Consider the following 14,292-nt stretch of genomic DNA (forward strand, 5'->3'; position numbering starts at 1 on the left):
CATAAGAACCTTATGATTGAAGGGCATGCGCATTGTCTGCTGCCAATACTTTATTCAAATCAAGGATGATAATCAGCCGTCTGTCAATTTTAGCAACACCTTCTACATAATCGGCCTTTACTGCACCGACAACCTCAGGAGCAGGTTCAATTTCATCCATTTCCAAATCGATAACATCATTGGCGGCATCGACAATTAATCCAACTTCATATTGATCTAAAACAGCAACAATGATCCTGGAACTATCTGAAAATGGCTCCTGCTGCATATCAAATCTCGTGCGCAAATCAATGATTGGCGTGACAATGCCTCTTAAATTGATCACACCTTTAACAAAAGGCTCTGTTCCGGGAACACGTGTAATGGGCCAGTATTTTTTCAATAGAGCGCACTTTATCGACTGAAATTCCGTATTCTTCGTGATTTAATTGAAAAACAATCATTTTCATCTGTTTTTTGATCGCATCTGTCATTTCTATATCTCCTATTCCTTGAATAAACTATTTGATAAGAGCATTACAATCAATGATTAAAGCTACTTGACCATCGCCCAGAATCGTTGCACCTGATACTGCAAAAACAGAGTTCAGGTAATGACCGAGTGACTTTAAGACAATTTCCTGCTGGCCAATAAATGAGTTCACCACAAGCGCAGCCGTTTTATCCCCTTTTTTTACAATGACAATCGCAAGATGTGAGTCTTCTTCATTTTCATCCGGCACTTCAAAAACTTCTGCTAGGGAAATCAGCGGAACAATTCTGCCTCTGAAATCGATGACTTTCTGATTATGTGCACTCATGACTTCATCTTTGCTGATCACTGCCGTTTCAATAATAGAGGAAATCGGAATAGCAAATGTTTCATTCGCAAGCTTGACAAGCATGACAGATATGATTGAAAGCGTAAGCGGAAGCTGAATAGAAAATAACGAACCTGCTCCTCCAGCTGAATCAATTGAAATCGAACCTCCAAGAGCTTCAATTGTATTTTTGACCACATCCAGTCCTACACCTCTCCCGGATATATCTGATATTGTTTCAGCTGTAGAAAACCCAGATGAGAAAATCAATTCATATACCTGCTTATCAGAAAGTGTACCTGCCATTTTTTCCGATACAATTCCCCTGTCAATTGCTTTCTTTAAAACTCTTTCTCTGCTAATGCCGTTTCCGTCATCTTCGATCTCGATGAAGACATAATTCCCGCTGTGATATGCTCTAAGGACAACATTGCCCTCTTCTCGCTTTCCATGCTTAAGGCGTGTTTCAGGTGATTCAATCCCATGATCAATGGCATTTCTTAAAAGGTGAACGAGCGGATCTCCGATTTCGTCAATGACTGTCCGGTCAAGCTCAGTTTCAGCCCCAATAATCTCAAGATTAATTTTTTTATTTAAGTCTTTGGCGAGCTGCCTGATCATACGGGGGAACCGGTTGAAAACTGTCTCAACAGGGACCATTCTCATGTTCAGAATAATCGTTTGAAGATCACCTGATATACGTGTCATATGTTCAACTGTTTCATTTAGCTCGCTATTTTTCAGCTGCTTGGAGATTTGCTCCAGTCTCCCTCTGTCAATCACAAGCTCTTCAAAAAGGTTCATGAGGCTGTCAAGTCTATCTATATTTACGCGGATTGTTTTTGAGCTTGCCTGCACGGCTACTTTAGAAACAGCTGCTTCATCCTTTGCAGCAATAAGTCCGGTATCAGCTGCACTTTCATTATGTAGAACAGTTTCTTTTTCTATCAATCTCTCAACAATCGAAAGATGCGAGACTTCAACAGATAGTATTTCAGAAACCTTCATGATTTGTCTTTCTATTTCATTTGCTGACTCCTTAGTTACAAGAGCGAGATGAAATTGGTGATCAAATTTTTCTTCTTCCAGCAAATCGACTGAAGGAACGGATTTTATGACTTCACCAAGCTTTTCAGCTATTTCAAAAACCATAAAAACACGCGCTGCCTTCAAGAGGCAATCTTCTCTTAATCGAATTGTCAGTTCGTATGTATGAAAACCCTGCTCTCTTGACTGCTGCAGCACAGTTCGTTCAAAATCATCAAATTCTTTTATAGCAGTGCGGGATGATTCTTCGCTTTTATGTTCAATTCCTGCGGGTTCGCCCACTTCCATCTTTTTCAGCTGCCGAATAACATTGTCAACATCTTTTTTCCCGCTACCTCCTTCAGCAATGGATAAAACCATTACTTCAAGGTCGTCAACAGCCTGAAATACGACATCAAGCAAGGCATCGGTTACAGTCAGTTTTTCTTGACGGATGGCATCAAGCACATTTTCCATTTGGTGGGTCAGATTGGCTAAATCAGCATAACCCATCGTTGCACTCATGCCTTTTAATGTGTGAGCTGAACGGAAAATTTCATTTACGATGAATAAATCACCAGGATTTTTCTCCAGTTCGAGCAGCTTATCATTACAAGACTGCAAGTGTTCTTTACTTTCTTCAATGAAGACCTCTAAGTATTGATTCATATCCATGTAGGTTACTCCCCTTAGCCTCGAATAAATTTCAAAATAGAAGCTGCAATATCTTGTACATCTTCAACTGCATCAATTGCTTTTGTCTGATAGGCCATCTTCGGCATTCCAAAAACGATCGACGTTTTTTCAGACTCTGAGATGGCATGCAGATCTCCTGACTGCTTTAATTTCTTTAACCCTTCCGTTCCATCTGCTCCCATGCCTGTCATAATAACAGCTACTTTATGAATATTTTCAAGCCTGCTTATTGATTCAAACATCGTGTCAACAGAAGGTCTGTGGCCGTTTCGCGGATACTCTTTATTCAACTTGATAATCAGCCCGTTATTAGCCTTTTCAATTTTCATATGAAATCCGCCTGGCGCAATATAGGCTGTTCCATTTAAAGCCAATTCTCCGTCTTCCGCTTCTTTCACATTGACAGCTGAAAGAGAATGAAGTCTTGCAGCCAAAGAAGTTGTAAATCCTTCCGGCATATGCTGTACGATAAAGACCGGAGCTTCCAGGTCTTCCGGCAGCTTGGGCAAAACCTGCTGCAGAGCTCTTGGACCGCCTGTTGATGTTCCCATGCAAACGATATGCTGCCGGTATCTTTTCGATTGCGTGATAGGCTTCTTCTTATGTTTAATGGTATCAATATTCGCATTAATTATTTTTCTAACACGCGAATGACTTGCCACCTGCACTTTTTGGAGTAATTCCTGTTTCACTTTATGGAGATCAAGAGAGATCGCTCCCGAAGGTTTTGCTATAAAATCAATTGCGCCAAGCTGCAGGGATTGAATGGTATGATCTGCCCCTTCTTGAGTAGTGCTCGACAACATAATCACAGGTCTTGGAAATTCCTCCATAATCCTCTTCAGTGTCTCAAGACCGTTTAACCCCGGCATCTCGATATCCAGCGTAATGATATCAGGATTCAATTGACCGATTTTTAACAGGGCATCTTGACCATTGCGCGCTGTGGCCATAACTTCTATAAAGCCGCTTTCTTCAAGAAAATCGGTGATCAGCTTTCTCATAAAGGCAGAGTCGTCTACCACCAGAACGGTAATCTTGCTCATTCAACAACCGCCTCCTTTGAACAATTGCGACATTTTAGGGTAGAAACCAAACAGGTTTTTTATGGAGAGACAAATCCTTTTTGCCCCGGTCCAAGTAATTGTCAGCAATCTCATGAAGCGCCCTGCTGGCAGCGCTTTTAGGAAATAATAAAGTAAATGGTATCTGTCTGATTACAGCCTGTGAAACAAACCGGTCATCTGGCATCCATCCTGCATATGACGTTTTCATAGCAAGAAACTGTTCAATTGCAGCCTGCATTCTCACTGAGGTCTCACGTGCAGCTTTCGCATGATCAGAACGGTTTACAACAATTGAAATGGGGATGCTTTTATCTTGCATACTTATTTGCTTAATGACGGAATAGGCATCCGTAATGGAGGTTGGCTCAGATGTTGTGACCACCATCAGTTCATCTGCTGACAAAATAAATTTCAGGCTTTCGGCTGTCATACCCGCCCCCATATCAAAAATGATATAATCATATTTGTTAAACAAAGATTCGAGTTTAGAGAAGAACGAATCAAACTGACATTTCTCTATTTTGAACAAATATGATAATCCGGTACCCCCAGAAATAAAATCAAATCCGCCGGGGCCTGAATAAATCATTTCATCCAGCTCTTTTTTTTGATTAAAAAAGTCTAAGATAGAAGCATCGCTCGATTGGCCAATAAGGATGTCTATATTTCCATATCCAATATCTAAATCAAGCACAAGCACGCGTTTTTCATTTTTTACTAACCTGATAGCAAAATTGATTGAAAAGTTCGATTTGCCGACTCCGCCTTTTCCGCTGATGACAGCAATGGATTTTGCATTAGGTTTATTCATTTGCTGTAAGTGCAGTCTTAACTGCTCCGCCTGATCCATCTTTCTTACCTCATAATCTCTTCAGCTGTCAGTTTTTCAGTAGCAATCAGGATATCATCCGGAACGTTCTGTCCGTACGTCATGTAGGCAACACCTTTTTCAGCAGAAAGGATAAAATCATACATGGATCCTTTTGTATTTGTTTCATCAAGCTTTGTAAAAATGATTTTATCGATATGAATGGATGAGAAATTATCATGTATTTCAAGCATGTCATTTAGTTTGGATGTAACAGACAGGACCAAGAATGTTTCCATTTCTTCCGTGAAATCAATCAGCTTTTCTAAATCATTGACAAGCTGCCTGTTCCTGAAATTCCTGCCGGCCGTATCAATAAAAACCATATCCATATCCTCGAATTTTTCTTTTGCTCTCTGAAAATCTTCAATGGAATAACAGACTGCAAGCGGTGCATTTAATATGTTGGCATATGTTTTAATTTGTTCGATTGCCGCGATCCGGTATGTATCCGTTGTGATGAATGCAATTTTTTTATGATTTTTCAGCATGCTTTCGGCTGCAAGCTTAGCAAGTGTAGTTGTTTTGCCGACACCAGTTGGCCCGACAACATTAATATATTTCTTTTGGTAGGAAATCCCTCCGAACGTCAAATGACCCATCTTCTTCTCCATCACCTTGATCACTTCTGAATGAAATTCAGGAGGAGATTGCCAAGACACGTCATTTGGCAATTCCGAAAGTATGTCAGATCTGCTGGCTAAACCTATTTCTTTATCTTGAAGAATTTGATTCAGTTTTATCAAATGTGGAGGAAATCCCTTTTGCTGTTCATTTATACTTAAAGATTTCAGGAGGTTTTTCAGCTCAAGCAACTCCGATATCAGGGATTGCTCATGATTAATCTTATTTGCTGCCTCTGGCTCAGCTTTCATCAATTCAGGTTTCAAATGACTTCTTCTTATCCTCGGGTCCGGATCGCGTCCGGCAATCACTTCAATCTTTTTTTTCATAAAAAGACCGAAGACTCCGCCGGTATGAACAACCTTTGAGTTTAATATCACGGCATCATGACCAAGCTCGTCTTTTATTCTTTTCATTGCTTCCTGCATATTTGGAGCAATATATTTCTTTACTTTCATGCGATATTCACCACCCCGACACTTTGAACTTCCACATTGGCCTCAAGCTCGTTATAGGAGAGCACCGGCAGCTGAGGAAAATAGCGGTCTATTAACTGTCTGACATACATTCTTACTGCGGGCGAGCAAAGAAGAATCGGTGGCTGCTCCTGCAGGGCTAATTGTTCGATTTCTTTAGCAATTGATTCAATAATAGCTTGAGAGATATCCGGTTCAATAGACAGGTAATTTCCATGCTCTGTTTGCTGCACTCCTTCTGCAACAGCTTTTTCAACTCTTCCAGAAAGGGTCACTACTTTTAATATTTCACCTGATGAATACTGGCTCGTTATTTGTTTTGCAAGTGCCTGTCTAACGTATTCTCCTAATAATTCTGTATCGGATGTCATTTTTCCGTAATCTGCTAAAGATTCAAAAATCACCGGCAAATTTCGGATTGACACCTTTTCTTTTAATAGCTTTCCAAGTACTTTTTGAATATCGCCGATTAAAAGAGGAGATGGCGTAACCTCTTCTGCCAAAATCGGATATGATTCTTTCAAATGGTCAATAAGCTGTTTTGTCTCCTGCCGGCCAAGCAGTTCGTGAGCATATTGTTTGATCGTTTCTGTAATATGGGTAGATACAACCGACGGTGGATCAACGACCGTATAGCCGTACATTTCAGCTGCATCCTTGTTTTCTTCATTGATCCATTTTGCAGGAAGCCCAAATGAAGGCTCGATCGTATCAATCCCTTCAATGGAATCATCTTCAATTCCCGGGGCCATTGCCAAATAGTGATCTAGAAGAACCTCGCCTTTGGCTACTTCATTTCCTTTCAGCTTTAGCCTGTATTCGTTGGGCTGAAGCTGGATATTGTCGCGTATTCTTACAACAGGAATCACAAGTCCGAGTTCAATGGCCAGCTGTCTCCTTATCATCACGATCCGGTCAAGCAGATCACCGCCCTGGTTCGTGTCAGCAAGCGGAATCAGACCGTATCCAAATTCAAATTCAATTGGATCGACATTCAGCAGCTGAACAACACTCTCAGGTGTTTTCATTTCATCAATCTCAACTTCCTCTTCAACCTCTTCTTCCAATTTCAGCTGATCTTGTTTTGATTTAGAAATAAAATATCCTCCAAAACCAAATGCTGAAGCTATTGGAACTGTAACAAATAAACCAATTGGAGTAAAAATACCGAGCAGGAGAATGGTTGATGCTGCGACATACATCATTTTCGGATAGGCAAACAATTGACTAGTAATGTCTGTTCCTAAATTGCCGTCTGAAGCAGCTCTGGTCACAACTATGCCGGTTGCAGTTGAAATAAGCAGGGCAGGTATTTGACTGACAATACCGTCACCAACTGTAAGCATTGTAAAATGAGCTGCTGCATCTCCAAAGCCCATGCCAAGCTGCATCATTCCAATAATAATTCCGAAAATCATGTTGATAATGACGATGATAATTCCTGCAATCGCATCTCCTTTTACAAATTTGCTCGCTCCGTCCATAGCTCCGTAGAAATCTGCTTCCCTGGATACTTTTTCACGGCGGGTGCGGGCCTGCTGCTCAGAGATTACGCCTGCATTTAAATCTGCATCTATGCTCATCTGTTTTCCCGGCATTGCATCAAGGGTAAATCTTGCTGCAACTTCAGATACCCTTTCCGATCCCTTCGTGATCACAACAAACTGAATGATAATCAGGATAAGGAATACAACAAATCCTACTAATATATTTCCGCCAACTACAAACGTTCCAAAAGTTTCAACAACACCGCCTGCTTCTCCATGTGAGAGAATCGCACGGGTAGTAGAAACATTCAACCCCAAACGAAAGAGAGTCAGCAGCAGCAATAAAGAGGGAAAAATAGCAAAATCAAGCGGCTCCCTCATATTCATTGACGTTAAAAGAACGAGCAGGGCAAGAGTGATATTTATCATAATCAGCAGGCTTAAGAGCCATGTTGGAAATGGGATAATCAGCATTGCAACAATCAATATAACACTTAATAGAACAGATAAATCTCGAGCTTGCATGGTTTACCTCTCTTTCAAACAGAACCTGTATCCTATAAAACTTTAAATCTTATTTTTCAGCTGATAGACATAAGCCAATATTTCTGCAATAGCTTTAAAAAATTCTTCAGGCACCGCTTTTCCGATTTCAACTTGATCGTAAAGCGCTCTAGCTAAAGGACGATTTTCTACCATTGTCACATCATTTGCTTTTGCCGTCTCTTTGATTTTTTGAGCAACAAAATCGACTCCTTTAGCGACAACGAACGGTGCATCCATTTTGTCTTCGTCATATTTTAAGGCGATAGCAAAATGGGTCGGGTTTGTAATGACGACATCTGCACTCGGGACATCCTGCATCATGCGTCTGGCTGCCATTTCTCTTTGTCTTTGTTTAATTCGCGACTTAATTAACGGATCTCCCTCTGACTTTTTGTACTCATCTTTTAAATCCTGCTTTGACATGCGGATGTTCTTTTCAAAATCGAATTTTTGATAAAAATAATCAAGCAGCGAGAGAAATAACAGGGCAATGGAAGCAAACAATCCCATTTGAAAGGTGAGCTTTGCAATGAATATGAACGCTTTTTCTACTGTTAATTTTGAAAGAGACAAAATTTCTCCTATCTGAAACCAGATGACAGAAAAAGTTACAGCTCCCACAAATGATATTTTCAATATCGATTTAAGCAGTTCAACAATCGCTCTCATGGAATAAATACGCTTGAAGCCTTGAATCGGATTAATTTTCTCAAGCTTCATCTGAATGGCTTCTGTTGAGAATAAAAAGCCTACCTGCATATAGTTTCCTGCGACTCCTGCAACTAATGCCACCCCCATGACAGGAGCACTTATATAAGCTGACTCGATCACCATCTCAACCATCAGTTCATGGACATTTTTTTCTGTCAAATTCAGTAAAATTGTCTCTTGCAAAGAGGCATTCATCATTGCGAGTATTCGCTGCAGCATGAATGGCCCTATAAACAGAAGGGATAAAAAAATGGCCAGCAGGCTGATTGCCGTATTTACATCTGCACTTTTGGCAACCTGTCCTTTTTTTCTGACATCATCACGCTTGCGCGGAGTAGCTTTTTCTGTTTTTTCACCTGAAAAGAATTGCAGATCAAGTTTAAGAAATTCCATTTCCTGCTCCTCCGATTATTTCCATTAACCCCCCCATCGTATATAGCATGGTTTCAAACACATGCTGGATGAGAATGAACATCGCTCCCATGACTAATATGAGCATAATAAAGCTGACACCAATTTTCAGCGGAAGTCCAACTACAAAAATATTCAGCTGAGGCACAGTGCGGGCTACAATTCCAAGAGCCAGATCCACCAGGAACAGCGATGCCACAACAGGAAATGACATTTGAAAGGCGATCAAAAACATCGCACTGAACGATTTTGTGATCATATTAGCGATATTCCCATCTTTGAGAGGAAACGCAGCATTCTCAAGCGGAATGTATTGAAAACTGTAAAAAACGCCGTCCAGCAAGAGATGATGGGCGTTTACACTCAGCATAAAGAGCAAGGCCAGGATATTAAGGAATTGACCAATTAACGGACTTTGCGCCCCGGTTTGCGGATCGATAATATTGGCAATGGCAAATCCCATTTGAAAATCGATCAAACTGCCGGCTATTTGCACAGCAGCCATCATAAGATAGGCAGAAAAACCAATGAAAAGACCGATCATGACTTCTTTTACTGCAAGGAGAATAAATGCTCCGTTCAGTTCCATCGGTTCTGGATTTACTGCAGTAAATACGATAAGAGAAAGAAAAAAAGAAAAACCGATTTTATGTGATGATGGAATCGTGCGATACGAAAACAGCGGCAGTGTAACGAAAAATGCGCTCATTCTTGCAAAGATAAGCAAAAAAGCCGGAAAACTTTCAATTACATTCATGTCTTAACCTACAAATCTATTAAGATTGCCGAAAATATCCTGGGCATACGATATGATGGTTGACAGCATCCACGGGCCGAAAAAGACGAGCCCGATCAGCACTCCCACAATTTTAGGAACAAAAGCAAGCGTCTGCTCCTGAATTTGTGTTGTAGCCTGAAAAACACTGACAACTAATCCAATAACCAATGCGATCGCCAAAAGAGGACCGCATATGATTAAGGTTGTATAAATGGCTTTTTCAGCAATCGAAATGACAAATTCTGAACTCATATGTTTAATCTCCTACTTAAAAACTTTGAAGAAGTGATTTCACGACCAAATACCACCCATCTACAAGAACAAATAGCAGAATTTTAAATGGAAGTGAAATCATCACAGGCGGAAGCATCATCATTCCCATTGACATCAAAATACTTGCTACCACCATGTCGATGACTAAAAATGGTATAAAAATCATAAACCCAATTTGAAAAGCGGTTTTTATTTCACTGATTGCAAACGCAGGAACAAGCGCTGTAAGCGGAATGTCTTCTACCGATTCCGGCTTTTCCATCTTTGCATATTCAAGAAACAGAGCTAAATCCTTTTGCCTCGTATGCTTGCTCATAAATTCTTTTAAAGGGAGAGCTGCTTTTTCATAAGCCTCTTCGAGTCTAATTTCTTCATTAAATAATGGCGTCAATGCCTGTTTATTGATTTCTGAAAAAGTCGGGGCCATAATGAAAAATGTTAAAAACAGGGCAATGCCGATCAGCACCTGGTTCGGGGGCATCTGCTGCGTTGCGAGTGACGTCCTTACAAAAGACAGAACGATGATGATACGGGTAAAACATGTCATTAAAATTAAAATGCTAGGTGCGAGAGAGAGGACAGTCAGCAACAGCAGCAATCTTACAGAGGTGCTTACATTTTCCGCATCGCTATTGCTGAATATTTCCACAAATTCATTCATTTTGTGTAATCCTTTCTTGTCAAATCCTCTAAGCTGCTTCGTCTTTCCTTTTTTAATTGCTCCAGCTGTTCTTTAAAGGAAAATGAATGCCCGCTTGCGCTCCTGTTATTTTTAGTGTTAAATAACGGCCCAGATACTTTGTTTAGCCAATGTTTCGGGTCAATCGCAGGAGCGAATCTTTGCTGATGTTCCTCTACTATCTCTTTGCATTCATCCTCATCCTCAATTTCTTTTAACAGCTGAACCGAATCTGAAACACCTACTACAAGGACTTTTTTCCCTACTTTTATTAACTGAATGGAACGATTCTGACCGATATTTGTTCCGCCAAGATTTTCAATGTAATTTGATGAAGAAGTGAAATTTTTTCTTTTACTCACAAATTTAAGCAGTATGTAAATTAAAAATAAGATAAATGCAGTTGAGAGGATCATCTTAATGAAATCCCAAGCTGTAACCGACGTATCAGCAGACTGATTTATTTCATCCCCGCCGGTTTTTTCACTCTTGCTGTCAGCCGTTTTTTCATCTGACCCGACCCAATCTGCTACGGATTCAGTCCCCTGCTCCGCATGAACAACTGTCTCACCGTATGGTATAAGGAAGAGGAAAACTATGATAGCTATTCCGGCCCAATTGATTTTCACTTGCAAGTGGAAAGACTCCTTTTAACTTAATGTTTTATGAATGGCTTCAAGCACTCTGTCTGCCTGAAAAGGCTTCACGATAAAGTCTTTTGCGCCTGCTTGAATCGCATCGATGACCATTGCCTGCTGTCCCATGGCAGAACACATGATGACTTTTGCATGAGCGTTCATTTTTTTAATTTCTTTGAGGGCGGTAATGCCATCCATTTCGGGCATAGTAATATCCATTGTTACAAGGTCCGGGTAATGCTCTTTATACTTCTCAACAGCCTGTGCACCGTCAGCAGCTTCAGCTACAACCTCAAATCCATTTTTTGTAAAGATATCTTTGATCATCATTCTCATAAATGCTGCATCGTCCACGATCATAATTTTATGTGCCATTTCAGTCACTCCCATGATTGATTACTTTAGTTTATTTAAACGCTCAGACTGACTTAAAATATCAGTCACCCGCACTCCGAAATTTTCTTCAATAACAACTACTTCCCCTTGTGCGACGATTTTATTGTTAATTAGAATATCAACAGGTTCGCCTGCAAGTTTATCCAATTCAATAATTGAGCCGGAGGAAAGTTCCAGAATTTCTTTAACTGAACGCTTTGTGCGGCCAAGCTCAACAGTTACCTGAAGTGGGATATCAAGCAGCATATCAAGATTTTTCATTTCATTTTGATAGGCTGGAACAGGTTCGAAAGATGAAAATTCAGCCGGTTTAACATCGACTTGCCGTTTCTCTGCGCTTTGCTGAACAGGCTGTGAAGCATAACTGGGCCGGTTCTGAGGTGCTGGTTCAATCCGTCTTTCTTCTTTAACAGCTTCAATCGCCGCAGCCTGCTCATTTGGATTCATTAGCTCATCAACAAGACCTTTTGCAAATTGCAGAGGCAGCAGCTGCATAATCTCTGAATCTATTAAAACACCGATCTTCAGCCTGAATGCCACTTTTATAAATAAATCTTCCTTTAGAAAGGCTTCTGTTCCCTCTCCTTCTTTTACATCAAGAAGCTCAATAGACGGAGGAGAGATATCTACTTTTTTGTTGAAGATCGTAGACATTGAGGTTGCAGCTGACCCCATCATTTGATTCATCGCTTCTTGAACCGCGCTGATCATAATTTCATCCAGTGTTGAATCAGAAGTTTCACCATTTCCTCCTATCATCAAATCAGCGATTATCGCTGCATCACTTTGTTTAATCACAAGCAGATTACTGCCGATAAATCCTTCTGTATAGTTCACCTTAATCGCTACATATGGATGTGGAAACTCATCTGATAATCTTTGTTTTTGCACAACAGAAACAGTTGGAGTGGTAATTTCCACTTTTTGATGCAGCAATGTAGATAGTGCTGTAGCTGAACTGCCAAATGAAATATTGCCAATCTCCCCAATTGCATCTTTTTCCATATCATTTAAATAATCGTCGGTTTCTATCGAAAAACTCTTTTCATCAATTGAATCTGTTCCTTTTAAAAGAGCATCAATTTCATCCTGAGATAACATCCCATTACTCACCTTCTTCGTGCCCCCTCTGATAATGGCCGATTACTTGCACTGCTGCTTTTCTTTTTACTTTACCGGGCTGACCATAAAATTTTGGTTTATCTCCAATTTTGACCACTAAAGGCTGATCAATGGCTTTTTCCAGCTGTATAACATCTCCCGCTTGAATGTCCAAAAATTCTTGTATGGTAATCTCTGATATTCCCAGTTCCGCGATAATCTGAAGTTCTGCTGAATGAATTTTTCTTTCTAGAGCTTCAACTTCGTTTTGCTTTGGTTCTTTTCTTTCAGACTGCATCCAAAAGTGAACACTTAAACGGGGAATAATCGGTTCTAAGATGACATGCGGAATACAGAGATTTATCATGCCGCTCGTTTCACCAATCTGAGTGTTCAGCGAAATCACAACCACCGTTTCATTCGGTGAAACCATCTGAAGGAACTGCGGGTTGACTTCAAGATCATTCATGACCGGCTCTATGTTATAGATTGAGCTCCATGCCTCTTTGTAATTATCAAGTGATTTTTCAAACAGGTTTGACATAATTCTGCTTTCAATTTCCGTCAATTGATCAGATTTATTTATGCCTGTGCCAAGTCCGCCCATAAGCCTGTCCATCATGGCATAAGCGATAATCGGGTTGACTTCCATTAATACGCGCCCCTTTAAAGGGTTAACTTCAAATACATTAAGAATGGTCATCTTTGGAATCGACCGGATAAATTCTTCATATGGCAGCTGATCTACAGATCCTACACTGATCTGGACATATGTTCTCAGCTGAGCTGAAAAATACGTTGTTAAAAGCCTTGCAAAGTTTTCATGAATTCTCGTTAAGCTTCTAATTTGATCTTTAGAAAACCTTAGAGCTCTCTTAAAATCGTAAACTTTTACTTTTCGTTCTGTTTCTTCTTTTTTTAATTCATCTGCATCCATTTCACCTGACGAAATAGCTGACAGCAAAGCATCAATTTCATTTTGAGACAATATTTCACTTGTCATGCATTCACACCTCCTGTACAGGTTTTATGCCAAACTATTGAATGATATAGGAGGTTGTGTAGACCTTCTGAATTTTGCCTTTTTGCATCAATTCGTTTGCCCGCTTCTTAACAGTCTCTTTAAAAGCGTCCATACCGTCTTTTCCATCCAATTCTTCAGCAGGAATATTTGAAAGCTCTGAAATGATAATATCTCTGACTTGAAATTCTCTTTTTTCGAGCTCTTCTTTCGCTTTCTTGCTGTCCGTTTCTAGTTTAAAAGACAAACGGACAATGTTATCACTTGCCAGATTAGTCGTAATTTCCGGAAGATCAAAGGAATACTCGATGACCTCATCGATGGACGGCTCTTTTTCTTTTGCTTCTGCCGTATCCATAAAATTTGTTACGATGACTAATGCTGATACGCCTATTAACGTAATGGATGTAATGATGACAAGCATGATGGTTAATAATTTTTTATTCATGTCCGGTCACCTCCGCAGAACCTGATGCATGTAAAAGTTGAATTTCTCTATAAAAATTGCGAGTTAATATTGAAACGGCAGCTTCTGATTCTTTTACAACAAATTTTTTCCCGTTGGTAAGTGTTATGGTTGTGTCCGGAAAAGACTCTACCTGCTCTATGTAAATCGCGTTTAGTGTAAAAGACTTTCCGTTCAAACGAGTTAATAAAATCAAATTCTGCGGGGGTCATATATAGATATGAGCCC

15 protein-coding genes and 1 pseudogene are annotated in these 14,292 nt (G+C 40.1%); all 16 read right to left on the minus strand.

Going from position 1 to position 14,292, the window contains the following annotated elements; all coding sequences use genetic code 11:
- Positions 1–10: 10 nt before the first annotated feature.
- Positions 11–473 (minus strand): annotated as a pseudogene (locus QFZ72_RS17945) (chemotaxis protein CheW).
- Positions 474–500: 27 nt separating this feature from the next.
- Positions 501–2,501 (minus strand): chemotaxis protein CheA, encoded by a 2,001-nt coding sequence (locus tag QFZ72_RS17950; RefSeq protein WP_307435891.1) that lies wholly within the window; start codon positions 2,499–2,501, stop codon positions 501–503.
- Between the two features lie 14 nt (positions 2,502–2,515).
- Positions 2,516–3,568 (minus strand): protein-glutamate methylesterase/protein-glutamine glutaminase, encoded by a 1,053-nt coding sequence (locus QFZ72_RS17955; RefSeq protein ID WP_307435893.1) that lies wholly within the window; start codon positions 3,566–3,568, stop codon positions 2,516–2,518.
- A 34-nt stretch (positions 3,569–3,602) separates the two neighbouring features.
- Entirely contained in the window at positions 3,603–4,439 is an 837-nt protein-coding gene (locus QFZ72_RS17960) for a MinD/ParA family protein (RefSeq protein ID WP_307435896.1), read from the minus strand.
- A 5-nt stretch (positions 4,440–4,444) separates the two neighbouring features.
- Positions 4,445–5,539, minus strand: a complete 1,095-nt coding sequence (gene flhF / locus QFZ72_RS17965) for a flagellar biosynthesis GTPase FlhF (protein WP_307435899.1) — start codon at positions 5,537–5,539, stop codon at positions 4,445–4,447.
- On the minus strand, positions 5,536–7,569 hold the full coding sequence (gene flhA, locus QFZ72_RS17970; RefSeq protein ID WP_307435901.1) for a flagellar biosynthesis protein FlhA: 2,034 nt from the start codon (positions 7,567–7,569) through the stop codon (positions 5,536–5,538). Before flhA ends, flhF begins: the two co-directional genes overlap by 4 nt.
- Before the next feature lie 42 nt (positions 7,570–7,611).
- Positions 7,612–8,694, minus strand: a complete 1,083-nt coding sequence (flhB, locus tag QFZ72_RS17975; RefSeq protein WP_307435904.1) for a flagellar biosynthesis protein FlhB — start codon at positions 8,692–8,694, stop codon at positions 7,612–7,614.
- Positions 8,681–9,469, minus strand: coding sequence for a flagellar biosynthetic protein FliR (gene fliR, locus QFZ72_RS17980; protein WP_307435907.1), 789 nt, complete (start codon positions 9,467–9,469; stop codon positions 8,681–8,683). The genes flhB and fliR overlap by 14 nt, the downstream gene beginning before the upstream one ends.
- A 3-nt stretch (positions 9,470–9,472) precedes the next feature.
- Positions 9,473–9,742, minus strand: a complete 270-nt coding sequence (gene fliQ / locus QFZ72_RS17985) for a flagellar biosynthesis protein FliQ (RefSeq protein WP_307435911.1) — start codon at positions 9,740–9,742, stop codon at positions 9,473–9,475.
- A 16-nt stretch (positions 9,743–9,758) separates the two neighbouring features.
- On the minus strand, positions 9,759–10,424 hold the full coding sequence (gene fliP / locus QFZ72_RS17990; protein WP_307435913.1) for a flagellar type III secretion system pore protein FliP: 666 nt from the start codon (positions 10,422–10,424) through the stop codon (positions 9,759–9,761).
- Complete coding sequence (fliO, locus tag QFZ72_RS17995) at positions 10,421–11,071, minus strand: flagellar biosynthetic protein FliO (RefSeq protein ID WP_307439841.1); 651 nt, start codon at positions 11,069–11,071, stop codon at positions 10,421–10,423. Before fliO ends, fliP begins: the two co-directional genes overlap by 4 nt.
- A 21-nt stretch (positions 11,072–11,092) precedes the next feature.
- Positions 11,093–11,455: a chemotaxis protein CheY gene (gene cheY / locus QFZ72_RS18000; RefSeq protein ID WP_307435916.1), complete on the minus strand. Its 363-nt coding sequence runs from the start codon at positions 11,453–11,455 to the stop codon at positions 11,093–11,095.
- A 21-nt stretch (positions 11,456–11,476) separates the two neighbouring features.
- On the minus strand, positions 11,477–12,589 hold the full coding sequence (gene fliY / locus QFZ72_RS18005; RefSeq protein WP_307435920.1) for a flagellar motor switch phosphatase FliY: 1,113 nt from the start codon (positions 12,587–12,589) through the stop codon (positions 11,477–11,479).
- Entirely contained in the window at positions 12,582–13,580 is a 999-nt protein-coding gene (gene fliM, locus QFZ72_RS18010) for a flagellar motor switch protein FliM (protein WP_307435923.1), read from the minus strand. The genes fliY and fliM overlap by 8 nt, the downstream gene beginning before the upstream one ends.
- A gap of 34 nt (positions 13,581–13,614) precedes the next feature.
- Positions 13,615–14,046, minus strand: a complete 432-nt coding sequence (gene fliL / locus QFZ72_RS18015; RefSeq protein WP_307435925.1) for a flagellar basal body-associated protein FliL — start codon at positions 14,044–14,046, stop codon at positions 13,615–13,617.
- Positions 14,039–14,260 (minus strand): flagellar FlbD family protein, encoded by a 222-nt coding sequence (locus QFZ72_RS18020; protein WP_307435928.1) that lies wholly within the window; start codon positions 14,258–14,260, stop codon positions 14,039–14,041. The genes fliL and QFZ72_RS18020 overlap by 8 nt, the downstream gene beginning before the upstream one ends.
- Between the last annotated feature and the right edge of the window lie 32 nt (positions 14,261–14,292).

This window comes from Bacillus sp. V2I10 (genome assembly GCF_030817055.1).
Taxonomy (GTDB): domain Bacteria; phylum Bacillota; class Bacilli; order Bacillales; family Bacillaceae; genus Bacillus_P.

Bases quoted from the DNA above. Each gene is read 5' to 3' on its own strand.
- QFZ72_RS17950 (WP_307435891.1), bottom strand. From the start codon at position 2,501: ATGGATATGAATCAATACTTAGAGGTCTTCATTGAAGAAAGTAAAGAA.
- QFZ72_RS17955 (WP_307435893.1), bottom strand. From the start codon at position 3,568: ATGAGCAAGATTACCGTTCTGGTGGTAGACGACTCTGCCTTTATGAGA.
- QFZ72_RS17960 (WP_307435896.1), bottom strand. From the start codon at position 4,439: ATGGATCAGGCGGAGCAGTTAAGACTGCACTTACAGCAAATGAATAAA.
- flhF (WP_307435899.1), bottom strand. From the start codon at position 5,539: ATGAAAGTAAAGAAATATATTGCTCCAAATATGCAGGAAGCAATGAAA.
- flhA (WP_307435901.1), bottom strand. From the start codon at position 7,569: ATGCAAGCTCGAGATTTATCTGTTCTATTAAGTGTTATATTGATTGTT.
- flhB (WP_307435904.1), bottom strand. From the start codon at position 8,694: ATGGAATTTCTTAAACTTGATCTGCAATTCTTTTCAGGTGAAAAAACA.
- fliR (WP_307435907.1), bottom strand. From the start codon at position 9,469: ATGAATGTAATTGAAAGTTTTCCGGCTTTTTTGCTTATCTTTGCAAGA.
- fliQ (WP_307435911.1), bottom strand. From the start codon at position 9,742: ATGAGTTCAGAATTTGTCATTTCGATTGCTGAAAAAGCCATTTATACA.
- fliP (WP_307435913.1), bottom strand. From the start codon at position 10,424: ATGAATGAATTTGTGGAAATATTCAGCAATAGCGATGCGGAAAATGTA.
- cheY (WP_307435916.1), bottom strand. From the start codon at position 11,455: ATGGCACATAAAATTATGATCGTGGACGATGCAGCATTTATGAGAATG.
- fliM (WP_307435923.1), bottom strand. From the start codon at position 13,580: ATGACAAGTGAAATATTGTCTCAAAATGAAATTGATGCTTTGCTGTCA.
- fliL (WP_307435925.1), bottom strand. From the start codon at position 14,046: ATGAATAAAAAATTATTAACCATCATGCTTGTCATCATTACATCCATT.